13 protein-coding genes are annotated in these 14971 nt (G+C 61.2%); all 13 read left to right on the forward strand.

Annotated features, from left to right (window positions below; all coding sequences use genetic code 11):
• Nucleotides 1-3 precede the first annotated feature (3 nt).
• The 13 genes from mrdA to ACKI1H_RS08860 all read left to right on the forward strand — a co-directional run bounded on the left by mrdA (nucleotide 4) and on the right by ACKI1H_RS08860 (nucleotide 14895).
• A complete protein-coding gene (mrdA, locus tag ACKI1H_RS08800; protein ID WP_138520097.1) occupies nucleotides 4-1893 on the forward strand; it encodes a penicillin-binding protein 2 in 1890 nt (629 codons plus the stop codon).
• A gap of 44 nt (nucleotides 1894-1937) precedes the next feature.
• Nucleotides 1938-3041 carry a rod shape-determining protein RodA gene (gene rodA, locus ACKI1H_RS08805; protein WP_138216950.1) on the forward strand — a complete coding sequence of 368 codons (1104 nt, stop codon included), beginning with the start codon at nucleotides 1938-1940 and terminating at the stop codon, nucleotides 3039-3041.
• An 8-nt stretch (nucleotides 3042-3049) separates the two neighbouring features.
• A complete protein-coding gene (gene mltB / locus ACKI1H_RS08810) occupies nucleotides 3050-4072 on the forward strand; it encodes a lytic murein transglycosylase B (protein ID WP_138520098.1) in 1023 nt (340 codons plus the stop codon).
• Nucleotides 4069-5094 (forward strand): septal ring lytic transglycosylase RlpA family protein, encoded by a 1026-nt coding sequence (locus tag ACKI1H_RS08815; RefSeq protein ID WP_440468172.1) that lies wholly within the window; start codon nucleotides 4069-4071, stop codon nucleotides 5092-5094. Before mltB ends, ACKI1H_RS08815 begins: the two co-directional genes overlap by 4 nt.
• A 95-nt stretch (nucleotides 5095-5189) precedes the next feature.
• Entirely contained in the window at nucleotides 5190-6347 is a 1158-nt protein-coding gene (locus ACKI1H_RS08820) for a D-alanyl-D-alanine carboxypeptidase family protein (RefSeq protein WP_138520100.1), read from the forward strand.
• Between the two features lie 190 nt (nucleotides 6348-6537).
• Nucleotides 6538-6837, forward strand: a complete 300-nt coding sequence (locus tag ACKI1H_RS08825) for a DUF493 domain-containing protein (RefSeq protein WP_017521820.1) — start codon at nucleotides 6538-6540, stop codon at nucleotides 6835-6837.
• Nucleotides 6837-7490, forward strand: coding sequence for a lipoyl(octanoyl) transferase LipB (lipB, locus tag ACKI1H_RS08830; RefSeq protein ID WP_440468173.1), 654 nt, complete (start codon nucleotides 6837-6839; stop codon nucleotides 7488-7490). Before ACKI1H_RS08825 ends, lipB begins: the two co-directional genes overlap by 1 nt.
• Complete coding sequence (gene lipA, locus ACKI1H_RS08835; protein WP_138520102.1) at nucleotides 7487-8482, forward strand: lipoyl synthase; 996 nt, start codon at nucleotides 7487-7489, stop codon at nucleotides 8480-8482. The genes lipB and lipA overlap by 4 nt, the downstream gene beginning before the upstream one ends.
• 324 nt (nucleotides 8483-8806) lie before the next feature.
• Nucleotides 8807-9313, forward strand: coding sequence for a fimbrial protein (locus ACKI1H_RS08840; protein WP_440468174.1), 507 nt, complete (start codon nucleotides 8807-8809; stop codon nucleotides 9311-9313).
• A gap of 101 nt (nucleotides 9314-9414) precedes the next feature.
• Complete coding sequence (locus ACKI1H_RS08845; protein ID WP_440468175.1) at nucleotides 9415-10164, forward strand: fimbrial biogenesis chaperone; 750 nt, start codon at nucleotides 9415-9417, stop codon at nucleotides 10162-10164.
• A gap of 120 nt (nucleotides 10165-10284) precedes the next feature.
• Complete coding sequence (locus tag ACKI1H_RS08850) at nucleotides 10285-12999, forward strand: fimbria/pilus outer membrane usher protein (RefSeq protein WP_440468176.1); 2715 nt, start codon at nucleotides 10285-10287, stop codon at nucleotides 12997-12999.
• A gap of 107 nt (nucleotides 13000-13106) precedes the next feature.
• Nucleotides 13107-14132: a fimbrial protein gene (locus ACKI1H_RS08855; protein ID WP_440468177.1), complete on the forward strand. Its 1026-nt coding sequence runs from the start codon at nucleotides 13107-13109 to the stop codon at nucleotides 14130-14132.
• A gap of 259 nt (nucleotides 14133-14391) precedes the next feature.
• Nucleotides 14392-14895 carry a fimbrial protein gene (locus tag ACKI1H_RS08860; protein ID WP_440468178.1) on the forward strand — a complete coding sequence of 168 codons (504 nt, stop codon included), beginning with the start codon at nucleotides 14392-14394 and terminating at the stop codon, nucleotides 14893-14895.
• Nucleotides 14896-14971 lie beyond the last annotated feature (76 nt).

A 14971-nucleotide genomic window follows, 5' to 3' on the forward strand; every position in this document is an offset into this window, starting at 1 on the left:
TCGATGCCGCAGCCGATACAGCTCAAGGACCACGAGAAGGACGCCCGTCTGGTCCGCGCCCGCGTCATCGTCGGCGGGGTGGCGATCTTCCTGCTCGCCCTGGTGCTGGTGGCGCGCATGTATCACCTGCAGGTGACGCAGTACGACTACCACTCGACGCTGTCGGAGAACAACCGCGTCCACGTGCAGCCGATTCCGCCCAATCGCGGGCTGATCTTCGACCGCAACGGGGTGATCATCGCCGACAACCGTCCCAGCTTCAGCCTGACCATCACCCGCGAGCGCACCGAGAACCTGCAGGACACGCTCAAGACCCTGGTGGACATCCTCGGCCTCACCGAGGAAGACAAGGCGATCTTCGAGAAACGCATGAAACAGGGGCGCCGGCCGTTCGAGCCAGTGCCGATCATGTTCGAGCTGTCCGAGGAGCAGATCGCCCGTATCGCGGTGAACCAGTACCGCCTGAACGGCGTCGACGTGGCCGCGCAATTCGTCCGCCATTATCCGCTGGGCGAACACTTCGCCCACTCGGTCGGCTATGTCGGGCGGATCAACGAGGCGGAACTGAAGAAGCTCGACCCGGTGGCCTATTCGGGCACCCACCACATCGGCAAGACCGGCGTGGAAAAATTCTACGAGGACGCGCTGCACGGCACGGTTGGCTACGAAGAAGTCGAGACCAACGCCCGCGGCCGCGTCCTGCGCGTGCTCAAACGCACCGAGCCGGTCTCCGGCCGCGACATCGTACTGAGCATCGACAGCAAGCTGCAGGCTGCCGCGGAAACCGCACTGGCCGGCCGACGTGGTGCCATCGTGGCGATCCAGCCGTCCACTGGCGAAGTGCTGGCAATGGTCAGCCAGCCCGCCTACGACCCCAACCTGTTCGTCACCGGCATCAGCTTCAAGGACTATGCGGCCCTGCGCGATTCCGAGGACCGCCCGCTGTATAACCGTGTGCTGCGCGGCCTGTACCCGCCCGGCTCGACGGTGAAGCCGGCCGTGGCTATCGCCGGCCTCGATGCGGGTGTCGTGACCCCGGCCAGCCGCGTGTTCGACCCCGGCTACTACCAACTGCCGAACTACGACCACAAGTACCGCAACTGGAACCGCACGGGCGACGGCTGGGTGAACCTGGAAACGGCGATCATGCGCTCCAACGACACCTATTTCTACGATCTGGCCCATAAGTTGGGGATCGACCGTCTGCACGACTACATGAGCGAATTCGGCTTCGGCCAGCGGGTCGCCCTGGACATGTTCGGCGAAGCCGAAGGCCTGATGCCATCGCGCCAATGGAAGCGTGCCCTGCGCCGGCAGGCCTGGTTCCCCGGCGAAACCCTGATTCTCGGCATCGGCCAGGGCTACATGCAGGCCACACCGCTGCAGCTGGCGCAGATGACCGCGCTGCTGGCCAACAAGGGCAAGTGGATTCGTCCGCACCTGGCCAAGACCATCGACGGCAAGCCGCCGGTCGACGAGGATCCGATGCCGGATATCAAGCTCAAGGACCCGAACAACTGGAACCTGGTGGACTACGGCATGCAGCAGGTAGTCCACGGGCCACGCGGCACTGCGCACAAGGTCGGAGCCACTTCCGTCTACCGCATCGCCGGCAAGTCCGGTACCGCACAGGTCGTCGCGATCAAGCAGGGCGAGAAGTACAACCGCTCCAAGCTGCTCGAGCGCCACCGCGACCACGCCCTGTTCGTCGGCTTCGCTCCGGCGGACAACCCACAGATCGCCGTGGCGGTAATGGTCGAGAACGGCGAGTCCGGCTCCGGCGTCGCCGCCCCCGTGCTCAAGGCCGTGACTGACGCCTGGTTGCTCGACGAGACCGGCAAGCTCAAACCCGAATACGCACCGCAGGCCACGGCGGAGGCGCCCAAACCATGACCATGAACGGAAATTTCGACCGTACGCTGTCCAGCGAAGACGTCATGAAGCGGCGCTCCAGCCTGCTGCAGCGCCTGCACATCGACGGCCTGCTGCTCCTGCTGCTGGTCACCCTCGGTTCGGTCGGCCTGTTCGTCCTGTACTCCGCCAGCGGCAAGAGCTGGGACCTGCTGATCAAGCAGGCTTCGTCGTTCGGCCTGGGCCTGGGCGCGATGTTCGTGCTGGCGCAGATCGAGCCGCGCTTCCTCGCCCGCTGGGTGCCGCTGGGCTACCTGATCGGCGTGGCGCTGCTGGTGGTGGTGGACGTGATGGGCCACAACGCCATGGGCGCAACCCGCTGGATCAACATTCCAGGGGTGATCCGCTTCCAGCCGGCGGAGTTCATGAAGCTGCTGATGCCGATGACGATTGCCTGGTACCTGTCCAAGCGTTCACTGCCACCGGGCTTCAAGCACAGCGTGGTGGGGCTTGCGCTGATCGTCGTGCCCTTCGTGCTGATCCTCAAGCAGCCGGACCTGGGAACGGCCATGCTGGTACTGGCTTCCGGCTCCTTCGTGCTGTTCGTTGGCGGCCTGCGCTGGCGCTGGATCATCATGGCCGTATCGGCTGCGGTGCCGGTCGCCGTGGGCATGTGGTACTTCGTCATGCACGATTACCAGAAGCAGCGCGTACTGACTTTCCTTGACCCGGAAAGCGACCCGCTGGGCACCGGCTGGAACATCATCCAGTCAAAAGCGGCCATCGGTTCGGGCGGCGTGTTCGGCAAGGGCTGGCTGCTGGGCACGCAGTCCCATCTGGATTTTTTGCCCGAAAGCCATACGGACTTTATCATTGCCGTGCTCGGCGAAGAGTTCGGCCTGGTCGGGGTGTGCCTCCTGCTGGTGCTGTACCTGCTGGTGATCTACCGGGGGTTGGTGATCACGGCGCAGGCGCAGACGCTGTTCGGCAAGTTGCTCGCCGGCAGTATCACCATGACCTTCTTCGTGTATGTGTTCGTCAACATTGGTATGGTCAGCGGATTGTTGCCAGTGGTGGGGGTGCCGCTGCCCTTCATTAGTTACGGCGGAACTTCGCTGGTGACCCTGATGTCAGGGTTCGGCGTTTTGATGTCGATCCACACCCACCGGAAGTGGATCGCCCAGGTTTGATGACAAGAGTGAAGAAAGGAATGCAAGTACTGCGCGCCTGGGCTGCCAGGGGGGTGCATTGGGTCGGAATCGCGGGGGCGATCGGCATGTCCGGCGCAACCCACGCGGGCGACTACGATGGTTCGCCCCAGGTCGCCGAGTTCGTCAGCGAGATGACCCGCGACTACGGCTTCGCCGGCGAACAGCTCATGGGCGTCTTCCACGACGTGGAGCGCAAGCAGTCCATCCTCGACGCTATCTCTCGCCCGGCCGAACGGGTGAAGACCTGGAAGGAATACCGCCCGATCTTCGTCACCGACGCGCGCATCAACCGCGGCGTGGACTTCTGGAACCAGAACGCCGAGGCCCTGGCTCGCGCCGAACAGGAATACGGCGTGCCGGCCCAGTACATCGTTTCCATCATTGGCGTGGAGACCTTCTTCGGCCGCAACACCGGCAACTTCAAGGTGATGGACGCGCTGTCCACCCTGGGCTTCGACTACCCGCCGCGCGCCGACTTCTTCCGCAAGGAGCTCAAGCAGTTCCTGCTGCTGGCCCGCGAACAGCAGGTTGACCCGCTCAGCCTGACCGGCTCCTACGCCGGCGCCATGGGGCTGCCGCAGTTCATGCCGAGCAGCTTCCGCGCCTACGCCGTGGACTTCGACGGCGACGGCCATATCAATATCTGGAGCGACCCCACCGATGCCATCGGCAGCGTCGCTAACTACTTCAAACAGCATGGCTGGCATACCGGCGAGCCGGTGGTGACGCAGGCGGAAATCGGCACCTCCACCGCCGAAGACGCGCTCACCCAGGGCCTGGAGCCGCAGCTGAACCTTGGTCAGCTACGCTCCCAGGGCTGGCGCACCCATGACGTGATCCGCGACGACCTGATGGTGACCGCCATGCGCCTGGAAGGCGCACAGGGCACCGAGTACTGGGTCGGCCTGCCGAACTTCTACGTGATCACCCGTTACAACCGCAGCGCCATGTATGCCATGGCGGTCCATCAGCTGGCCGGCGAGATCGCCAAGGCACGAGGTGTCCATTGAGCAAGCGAATCGCAAGTCCCGGCCTCTGGTCGCTGGCCGCCTGCGTTGGCCTGAGCACCGTGTTCCTCGCCAGTTGCACCGGCAACCGCGCGCCGCAACCGCAGCCGCAGGTCAGCAGCGGTATCTCCGGCCCGTACGACTACAACCGGCCGCACCGCGATGGAGCGCCCTGGTGGGACGTGGACGTCTCGCGCATCCCCGATGCCGTGCCGATGCCGCACAACGGGCCGTTCAAGAACAACCCCTACACCGTGCTGGGCAAGACCTACTACCCGCTCAACAACGCGAACACCTACAACGTGGTCGGCACGGCCTCCTGGTACGGCACCAAGTTCCATGGCCAGGCCACCGCCAACGGCGAGCAGTACGACCTGTACGGCATGACCGCCGCGCACAAGACCCTGCCGCTGCCCAGCTATGTGCGCGTGACCAACCTGGACAACGGCAAGAGCGTCATCGTCCGCGTCAACGACCGTGGCCCGTTCTATTCCGACCGGGTGATCGACCTGTCCTTCGCCGCCGCCAAGAAGCTCGGCTACGCCGAGACCGGCACCGCCCACGTCAAGGTTGAAGGTATCGACCCCGACCGCTGGTGGGCCTCCCAGGGCAAGCAGCCGCCGATGATCATGGCCCTGCCGAAGATGGCCTCGCAGCCTGCCGCCGCGCAGCCGCAGGCGGTCGCCATGGCCCAGCCCATCGAAACCTACACGCCTCCGCCAGCGCAGCACGCCGCGCCAGTGGCGCCGGTCCAGATCGACTCAAAAAAAAACGCTTCATTACCAGCCGATGGCCTGTATCTCCAGGTGGGTGCCTTCGCCAACCCGGACGCTGCGGAGCTTCTCAAGGAGAAGGTCGGCGGCCTGACGGGGGCGAAATCCTTTATCAGCTCGGTCGTGGTCAACCAGCAGACCTTGTACCGGGTACGCCTGGGACCGATCGGAACGCAGGATGAAGCAAGTCGGATGCAGGACAGCATCCGCGTGGCCAACCTTGGCCAACCCAAGCTCGTGCGCCTGGACTGAGTTTCCACCGCACGTGCAATAGCGGCACGTAGAGGCCGCCTCACGAGTTCCCCCGCGGGGGAGTGTTTGACCATTAGTAAACCCCAGAGAGACGGATGAACATCTTCAACTTCGCCAAACGCCTGTCCTTGCTCGTGCTGTTCAGCGCCCCCGTGGCCAGCTGGGCAGCTGAAGTCGTTCCCGCCGCCCCGCAGCTCGCGGCCAAGGCCTGGGTGCTGATGGACGGCGCCAGCGGCAACATCCTGGTCGAGAACGCCGGCGACGAGCGCCTGCCGCCCGCCAGCCTGACCAAGCTGATGACCGCCTACATTGCCACCAAGGAAATCGAAGGCGGCCGCATCGCCGAATCCGACTTGGTCACCGTCAGCGAACACGCCTGGCGCACCGGCGGCTCGCGCATGTTCATCAAGGTCGGCTCCCAGGTCTCGGTGAGCGACCTGCTGCACGGCATCATCATCCAGTCGGGCAACGACGCCTCCGTCGCCCTGGCCGAGCACATCGCCGGCAGCGAAGACGCTTTTGCCGACATGATGAACACCACCGCGCAGAAGTTGGGCATGACCAATTCCCACTTCATGGACGCCACCGGCCTGCCCAACCCGGACCACTATTCGTCCGCCAAGGACATGGCCACGCTGGCTCGCGCCATCATCTACGGCGAGCCGACCCACTACGCCATCTACGCGCAGAAAGAGTTCTTCTGGAACAACATCAAGCAGCCCAACCGCAACCTGCTGCTGTGGCGCGACAAGACCGTCGACGGCCTGAAGACCGGTCACACCGACGAAGCCGGCTACTGCCTGGTGGCTTCCGCCGTGCGTGACGGTCAGCGCATGATCGCCGTGGTGTTCGGCACCAACAGCGAACAGGCTCGCGCCGCCGAAACCCAGAAGCTGCTGACCTACGGCTTCCGCTTCTTCGAATCGCAGACCTTCTACAAGAAGGGCGCCGAGCTGACCAAGGCCATGGTCTGGAAAGGCTCCGAGCATGAAGTCAAAGCCGGCCTGTCCGAGGACCTGACCATGACCGTGCCGCGCGGTCAGCTCAAGCAGCTGCAGGCCAACATGGTCGTCGAGCCGAACCTGATGGCGCCGATCCAGCAGGGTCAGGTGATCGGCAAGGTCGAGGTCAAGCTGGGTGACAAGGTGGTCCGCACCTCCGACCTGGTCGCGCTGAACGCCGTTGAAGAAGGCGGCTTCTTCCGCCGTATCTGGGACAGCATCCGCCTGTTCTTCTTCGGTCTGTTCAACTGACCGCCCGTCCCGGTCTTGCACTTTTGTATACAAGACCGGGATTGACCCGCCCGCGCAGTCGCAAACTCGGGTAAAATGCCCGCCTGCGACTGCCTGGTCCCCCCGTGGCCCGGCGGCCGTCGTCCGATCCACCCGGAGCGCCCCCATCCCGGACGCTCATGCGGAGGCGGGCCACACGCCCGCGAGAGCCATGACTGATACCCCTGATTCTGTCGATACCACAGAACAACCCGCGCCGAAGATCGAGTTCCCCTGCGAACGCTATCCGATCAAGGTCATCGGCGATGCCGGCGAAGGTTTCTCCGATCTGGTCATCGAAGTCATCCAGCGCCATGCGCCGGAGCTCGACATCACCACCCTGGTCACCCGTGACAGCCGCAACGGCCGCTTCCTGTCCGTGCAGGTGCTGATCACCGCCACCGGCGTCGACCAACTGCAGAACATCCATAAAGACCTGCGCGCCACCGGCCGCGTCCACATGGTGCTCTGATGGGCGAAACGCTGGGCTTTCGTGAGCTGGGTATCCTCCCTTACGAGCCGACCTGGCACGCCATGCAGCGCTTCACCGCCGAGCGCGAAGCCGTCACGCCCGATGAAGTCTGGCTGCTCGAGCACGAGCGGGTATTCACCCAGGGCCAGGCCGGCAAGGCCGAGCACGTGCTGTTCCCCGGTGATATCCCGGTCGTCCAGGTCGACCGCGGCGGCCAGGTGACCTACCACGGCCCCGGCCAACTGGTCGCCTACCTGATGCTCGACGTGCGTCGCTCCGGCATTGGCGTGCGTGACCTTGTCTCGCGCATCGAGCAGAGTCTCATCGGCCTGCTCGACAGCTACGGCGTCACGGCTGTGTCCAAATCCGACGCACCGGGCGTCTATGTGGACGGCGCGAAGATCGCATCCCTTGGCCTGCGCATCCGCAATGGCCGCTCCTTCCATGGCCTGGCCCTTAACGTGGACATGGACCTGGAACCCTTTCGACGCATCAATCCCTGCGGTTACGCAGGTATGGCCATGACCCAGCTGAGTCAGCTGGCCGGCCCCATCGCATTGGCCGATGTGCGCGAGCGCCTGCGTGGCGAACTCGTCGAACGCCTTGGCTACGTGGCACAGAAGACCCTAATGGGCGGGATCCAACCTAGATGAGCACTGTTGTGGAGAGTTCCGGCCAGGCTGCCCCGGCCGCCAAGCCGGGCAAGGTGGAAGTTGGCGTCAAGCTGCGCGGCGCAGAGAAGGTCGCGCGTATTCCGGTGAAGATCATCCCCACCGACGAACTGCCGAAGAAGCCCGACTGGATTCGCGTGCGCATCCCTGTTTCCCCCGAGGTCGACCGTATCAAGCAACTGCTGCGCAAGCACAAGCTGCACAGCGTTTGCGAGGAAGCTTCCTGCCCGAACCTGGGCGAGTGCTTCTCCGGTGGCACCGCGACCTTCATGATCATGGGCGACATCTGCACCCGCCGCTGCCCGTTCTGCGACGTCGGCCATGGTCGTCCGAAGCCGCTGGACGTCGATGAGCCGACCAACCTCGCCATCGCCATCGCCGACCTGCGCCTGAAGTACGTGGTGATCACCTCGGTGGACCGCGACGACCTGCGTGACGGCGGCGCCCAGCACTTCGCTGACTGCCTGCGTGAAATCCGCAAGCTGTCCCCCGGCGTGCAGCTGGAGACCCTGGTCCCGGACTACCGCGGCCGTATGGACATCGCCCTGGAAATCACCGCCAACGAGCCGCCGGACGTGTTCAACCACAACCTGGAAACCGTACCGCGCCTGTACAAGTCCTCCCGTCCGGGCTCCGATTTCGAGTGGTCGCTGGACCTGCTGCAGAAGTTCAAGCAGATGGTTCCGCACGTACCGACCAAGTCCGGCCTGATGCTAGGCCTGGGCGAGACCGACGAGGAAGTCATCGAAGTCATGCACCGCATGCGCGAGCACGACATCGACATGCTGACCCTCGGTCAGTACCTGCAGCCCTCGCGCAACCACCTGCCGGTGCAGCGCTTCGTCCACCCGGACACCTTCGCCTGGTTCGCCGAGGAAGGAGAGAAGATGGGCTTCAAGAACGTTGCTTCCGGCCCTCTGGTGCGTTCCTCGTACCACGCCGATCAGCAGGCGCACGGTACCAAGATCGGTTGATCGCCTGGAGTTTCTACCCGCCCCGGTAGCCGCTCGAAGAAAAGGCCGCCTCTCCCACGAGAGGCGGCCTTTTTCGTTTCCGCATTCCGTGTCTCGTTTTCGAGCTGACCACCCCTAGCGTGTAGGAATTCCCGATTTCGAATCGGATGATTCCTGACGGCATTGGCACTTTGGCCGACAGCGCCGACATTGTTGCATCAGCAGAATTCACAGGTTGCTCGCTCTTTCCGAGGGCAGCGCTCAATGCCATGGGGAACATCGATATGGCTTGAACCGGTTGGGAGCAAGTTCCCGGCCCCCTAATCACACTGCTGAGTCATCACCATGAAAAAGCTGCTCGTAGCTGCAATTCTCTCCTCCGCCTCCGTGGGCGCCTTCGCCTATGACGCCCAGGTCAACTTCTCTGGCGAAGTACTGGACCAGACTTGCGAGGTGAACGGCACCACCAAGCCTGCCGTTCTCGCTGTGACATTGCCGACGGTGAACAAGGATTCCCTGGTCGGTACCGATAGCTGGACTGGCAACACCCCTTTCACTTTCAACCTGACCAACTGCCCGGTGCAGCTCACCAAGGCTAAGTGGGAAATCACTGGCCAGGTCGACAGTGCCGGCACTCTGACCAACACCATTGCCGGCGGCACCAATGCCACCGTTCGCCTGATCGACCCGGCCAACAACTACATCAACATCAACACCGACACAGGCTACAGCTTCACCCCGGCCGCTGACGGCAGCGCCACCTTGAAGTACATGGCCCAGTACTACTCCCAGGCGGGCTCCGCGACCCCCGGTAAGTTGAGCACCGTTGGCTACTGGACCCTGACCTACTAATAGGGGGCGCGCCGCTTTTGGCGCGTGTGCTTTGTTGCTGCACCCGGAGGGAAGGGTAGCCACCTCGCTCTTCCTATCCGGCTTTCAAAGGTGATCGTGCAATGGCAAGTCTGAGTTCAAAATTCCTCTGGTTCGCCGGCTGCCTAGGCGCGACGATCCTTTGGTCGGGCCTGGCGCAGGCCGGCATCGTCATTCAGGGTTCCCGAGTGGTGTACCCCGCCAAAGAGCGGGAAGTGACCGTCAAGCTGACTAATGTTGGCGAGCAGCCTTCCCTGGTGCAGGCCTGGGTCGACAAGGGCAATGAAAAGCTCACTGCCGACAAGGCCGATGGCCCCTTCCTGATCACTCCCCCTATCACGCGTGTAGAGGCCAAGAAGGGGCAGACCCTGCGCCTGGTCTATACCGGCGATGAAGCCGCCTCGAAGAAGCAGGAAACCGTCTTCTGGCTGAACGTGCTCGACGTTCCTCCCATGCCCAAGGATCAGGAGGCGAACTTCCTCCAGGTGGCCGTTCGCTCGCGGATGAAGATTTTCTATCGCCCCGAGGGGTTGGCGGGTAACCCGAACCAGGCCGCGGAAAATCTCAGCTGGTCGGTCGTCCAAGCTGGCAGTGGCTACGTCATCCGCGCCCGTAACGACGGGGCGTTCCACGTCTCGCTCGCCACTGTCCAGCTAATTGCCGGCGGTAGGAGTTACGACGTGCGCAAGGACGACGTGAAGATGGTGGCCCCGGGCAGTAATGTGGATTTCGCCCTGCCGAGCCTCGCGGGTCTGCCAGGCGCTGGCGCCAAGGTCGACTACCAGTGGGTGACGGACTACGGCGCATTGAACCAGCACGAGAGCGCTCTCTGATACCAGCATGGCCGGATTGAGTCCGGCCAGTTGCATTCAACCTGACTAGGTTCCCCTGCCGATTTTTGCGCGGAGAGGATTCGTTCGTCCCGAGAAAGGCGGACCACTGGAGAAAACACCATGGATCTGAAGCAAGGTACTGACTTCCTGCCGTTCGAGCGCTCGTCGCTGGCTGCCGCGGTTGCATCCCAAGCTGCCTCATCGGCCGTCATTGGCTGTGGCCTGATGCTGGGTGCCTTGCTGATGCTCGGCGGCGGCTCTGTTCGCGCAGAAGAGGCTGCGGACAGCGGAGCATCTCCAGTCGTTCTCCAGAATTCACCTTCCTTCGCCGCTTTCAACCCTAACTTCTTCGATAATGGCGGTAGCAGTCCCAGCGTCGATGTATCACGATTCGAAAACGGTACGCCGGTGGAGCCGGGCACCTATCGGCTGGACGTCTATGTCAATGATGCCTGGATCGGCCGTATGCCGATCAGCGCGGTATCCAACGGCAGCGGTAAGGGGGCGACTGTTCGCTACTGCGTGAAGGCCGCACAGTTCCCCGAGTTAGGTGTAGCCGTCAGCAAGTTGCCGGCAGAAAACCAGAAGCTTGTCTCCGGCGACTGTGTCGACTTCGCTGCCGCCGTCCCGGATGGCAAGATCGACGTTGACCTCTCCGAGCTGACGGCTCGCGTGTCTATTCCGCAGCTCTACGTGGGTCGGCAGGTTCGGGGTTACGTGGACCCTTCGCAATGGGACGCTGGCGTCACCGCTGGCTTCCTCAACTACGATACCAACCTGTATCGCACGGACAGCAGTGGCTCCAACTCCACACAGAAGTATGCCGGCATCAATGCGGGGATGAACCTCGCCGATTGGCGCCTGCGCTACAACGGCACCTACAACCACAGCAAGACTGACGGTAGTCCGGCGCAGAGTGGCTACAAGTCGCTCAGCACCTATGCCCAGCGGGATGTCACCGCTTTGAAGTCGCAATTCACGGCGGGGCAATACTATACCCCCAGCGATCTGTTCGACTCGGTGCCCTTCACGGGTATCCAACTGTCCAGTGACGACCGCATGCTGCCTGATTCGCAGCGTGGATTTGCACCCGATATCCGAGGAGTCGCCGACTCCAACGCGCGGGTTCGTGTCTTGCAGGGGACGAACGTCATTTACGAAACGACGGTGGCGCCAGGCCCATTCGAAATCAACGATCTGTTCAATACCGGCTATGCAGGTGACCTGACCGTGGAAGTCACCGAGGCCGATGGCCGTGTGAAATCCTTCCTGGTGCCCTATGCCTCCATCAGCCAACTGGTGCGGCCAGGCGTGTCCCGCTACAGCTTGACCGGGGGGCAGTATCGTGATGACACCCTGGATCGTGAGCCCAACTTTGCCCAGGGCACCTATCAGTACGGCCTTAACAACCTGATGACCGCCTATACCGGCGGCATCGTCGCCAATTCGTACCAGGCTGCCCAGGGTGGCCTTGCGTTCAGCACCCCCTTTGGTGCCCTGGCGGCGGATGTCACCCAGTCACATGCCACCGCTTTGCCTACCGAACGCTATGGGGTCGAATCCGACATGAGCGGCCAGAGCTACCGACTGACCTACAGCAAGCTGCTGGAAGCGACCTCCACCAACATGACGATCGCCGCCTACCGCTTCAATAGTGAGAACTACCTGAGCCTTCAGGACTACGCTCAGATCTGGGGCCGGCTCAGCGAGAAGTACGATCTGGATCGTCAGCGCAACCGCTACCAACTGACTGTCAACCAACCGGTGGGGGAGCGCAGTTCCTTCTATTTCAGCGGCTCCAAGCAAAACTACTGGAACCGTAGCGATACCGATACGAGTTTTCAGGCCGGTTACAGCACCGGGTTCAGTTGGGGGACCGTCAACCTGAGCGCGTCCCGGACCAGCACGGGCAGCACCAGCAATCGCGATGGCCGTATCAACGACAGCGATTACCAGAATACCTACATGGTCAGCGTCAACGTTCCGATCGGTATGGACAGCGGCCATCCAATGTCGCTGACTACCAACCTGAACGTCACCGACAGCAAGAACAACAGCGTCCAGAGCACCCTCAGCGGCACCACGGGTGAAGAGCGGCAGATCAGCTATGCCGTCTACGGGTCAGGCAGCAAGACCGATGGGGACCGTAAGTACAACGGGGGCGCCAACGTCACCTACAACTCGCCCCATGCCATTTATACCGCCAGTGCCAGCGGTGGTGACGGCTACAAGCAGGCAGGCTTTGGTGCCCGTGGCTCCATCGTGGCTCACCCGGGCGGTATCAACTTCAGCCAGAACCAGGGTGAGACGCTTGCCATCCTCGAAGCCAAAGGTGCTGAGGGGGCGTCGGTCAATGCAAACGTCGGAGCCAAGGTGGCCGGCAACGGCTATGCCGTGGTGGGGGGGCTGACTCCGTACCGCCAGAACGACGTCGAGATTGACCCGAAAGGCACCTCCAAGGATGTTGAGCTCCAGGTTACCTCCCAGAGCGTCGCCCCGCGCTATGGCTCGATCGTCATGCTCAAGTACCCGACCGTCAGCGGTGCGCCAGTGCTGATGACAGTCAAACGGGATGATGGCGAAGTCATTCCGCTGGGGGCTGACGTGCTGGATGCTAAGGGCAACAGCTTGTCCATGGTGGGGCAGGGAGGGCGCATCTTCTTGCGCGGCCTGGAAAATGTCGGGGAGTTGATGGTCAAGTGGGGTGATGGTTCGGGCCAGCGTTGCCATATCAACTATCAATTGCCGAACAGCGGCAGCAAGGATGCTCCGTTCTTGAAGGTTGAATCGACTTGCCGAGCGATAGTGGATAAGCCGGCGATGGCGCAAAGATAAGATAGACTTTTAAAGCGTGCGAATGTTTCGGTGGGAAATATGATTCGCATTCGCGAGATGTGTTTCAGTGAGCCTCGTAAACGGCATCTTGTAGTTTTAGGTTTGAGATGAAAATATTTTCTTTTTTGTTGTTATTGTGCGTATTGTCGGCACGAGCATACGCAGTCAGTACATGCGTTGCTTATTCCGGTTTGCCCGGCGTTATTGCATACCCAGGCTCGGTCGCTATTTCGTCATCGCTGAAATATGGAGATATGATACCCGGCACCCAGAGGCCATTTTCTGCATCGGGAACCTGTAAGCTAGGTGTGAATAGCGGAGGGGGGAATACGCCAACCATACAAGTGGGCAGCAAAATCGTCATCTGCACCATGAATGGCGGCTCCACCGAAATTTCTCCGGGAATATACTCCACTGGTGTAAATGGCGTTGGTATGCGCGTACGGGACAGTTCTGGAAGTACGATTACCAATGCCACCTCTCAGGCTTGCGCATCCCAGATTTCGACCATTGGCTCCGGCGGCTCGTATAACTTCTCCGGGACGCTGGAGTTGGTCAGGACGTCAGGTGCTATTCCATCGGGAGCAGTCCTGAACAAGGCAGGTACGCAATGGGCCTTTGGCGTCTATAATACCGGCATTGTACTGAATAATGATAATGGAAGTATTTATACCGGGAGCAGCAGCATATCGGCTTCAGGAAGCATAGTGTTTCGTGCTTTGACCTGTACGGTTTCCGCTCCAGGGAACGTGGTTTTGAAGAAAGCGCGATTGTCGAAGTTTCAGAATATCGGTGATGTCGATGGGGCGAGTCCATTCAATGTATCCCTTCAGTGTAACGATAATGCTTTGGTTGGTATGACGATGGATGCTGCCTACGGCTACAGTGTCATTGATGCTTCCAATGGCGTAATTGGAATATTTCAGCAGTCGGGAGCGGCAAAAGGATTTGGTCTTCAGATCAGCCGTGCTAACGGCTCGGTCATGCCATTTCAGACCCGTGTTGATATGGGTGCGATCACGGCGGACTCTATTAATAACTATGGATTCAGCGTGCAGTACAGGAGAGTTTCCTCACCAGTTTCTTCTGGCGTAGTTACTAGTGGCTTGGTCTTGACGATGGATTATCAATAGAAGTTAACCCCGCGCCTCTACCTCCATAAAAAATAACGGCTCGGCCGCTGTAGCCGAGCAGCTGTTCTTCGTGTAAGCACGGGTGGCTTTGTAGGATTCAGGGAGCAGTGAAATCGATAATTCCCTGATTTCGGATGTAATTGCTGGCAGAGCCTTGGGGATATTTCGGTAGGTTGACGGGTGCTTGTCGGGCGAGCTTTTCATCCGCAACGAGCCTGTCGTCCTGTTGCGGTCATGACTCTTGAAAAAGGAACTTGAAATGAAAAATCTGCTGGTTGCAGGGGTGTTATCCACACTGGTTACTGGGGCATTTGCCTACGATGCTCAAGTAAACATTGGCGGTGAGGTGATCACCGAGTCCTGCAAGATAAACAACTCCGCCACTGAACCGGTGTCGATCAACGTTCCGTTGAGCAGCATCAACACCAGCGCGCTGCCATCGGTGGGCAGTTGGGCGCAGAACACCAAGTTCGTGGTATCGCTGACGGATTGTCCGGGGGCGGTCAATGTTGTCTGGGAGAAATTTGCCAATGTTGACGCGAGCACCGGCGCGTTGATCAACACGGTCTCCGGTGGCACCAACGCTCAGATTCGAGTGCTGGATAGGAGCTTTACGCCGATCAACATGAATCAGGACACCGGCATTCAGGTGACCACGACCTCGGCCGACCTTCCTTATTACGCGCAGTACTACGCCAAGGTGACGCCAGTGACACCCGGCAAGATTTCTACCTTTGGTTATATCAGCCTGTACTACCAGTAACAGGGGGCCGTACTCCGGTGGCAATTAGTCCACCGGGTACGACAGGACAACAGGCGCCTTCGGGCGCCTTTTTCAT

Source organism: Pseudomonas sp. YH-1 (assembly GCF_051990045.1).
GTDB classification, from domain to species: domain Bacteria; phylum Pseudomonadota; class Gammaproteobacteria; order Pseudomonadales; family Pseudomonadaceae; genus Pseudomonas; species Pseudomonas nicosulfuronedens.

What these genes read in the sequence shown, in the direction of transcription:
- mrdA (WP_138520097.1), top strand. Translation starts at nt 4, where the DNA reads ATGCCGCAGCCGATACAGCTCAAGGACCACGAGAAGGACGCCCGTCTG.
- rodA (WP_138216950.1), top strand. Translation starts at nt 1,938, where the DNA reads ATGAAGCGGCGCTCCAGCCTGCTGCAGCGCCTGCACATCGACGGCCTG.
- ACKI1H_RS08820 (WP_138520100.1), top strand. Translation starts at nt 5,190, where the DNA reads ATGAACATCTTCAACTTCGCCAAACGCCTGTCCTTGCTCGTGCTGTTC.
- ACKI1H_RS08825 (WP_017521820.1), top strand. Translation starts at nt 6,538, where the DNA reads ATGACTGATACCCCTGATTCTGTCGATACCACAGAACAACCCGCGCCG.
- lipB (WP_440468173.1), top strand. Translation starts at nt 6,837, where the DNA reads ATGGGCGAAACGCTGGGCTTTCGTGAGCTGGGTATCCTCCCTTACGAG.
- lipA (WP_138520102.1), top strand. Translation starts at nt 7,487, where the DNA reads ATGAGCACTGTTGTGGAGAGTTCCGGCCAGGCTGCCCCGGCCGCCAAG.
- ACKI1H_RS08840 (WP_440468174.1), top strand. Translation starts at nt 8,807, where the DNA reads ATGAAAAAGCTGCTCGTAGCTGCAATTCTCTCCTCCGCCTCCGTGGGC.
- ACKI1H_RS08845 (WP_440468175.1), top strand. Translation starts at nt 9,415, where the DNA reads ATGGCAAGTCTGAGTTCAAAATTCCTCTGGTTCGCCGGCTGCCTAGGC.
- ACKI1H_RS08850 (WP_440468176.1), top strand. Translation starts at nt 10,285, where the DNA reads ATGGATCTGAAGCAAGGTACTGACTTCCTGCCGTTCGAGCGCTCGTCG.
- ACKI1H_RS08855 (WP_440468177.1), top strand. Translation starts at nt 13,107, where the DNA reads ATGAAAATATTTTCTTTTTTGTTGTTATTGTGCGTATTGTCGGCACGA.
- ACKI1H_RS08860 (WP_440468178.1), top strand. Translation starts at nt 14,392, where the DNA reads ATGAAAAATCTGCTGGTTGCAGGGGTGTTATCCACACTGGTTACTGGG.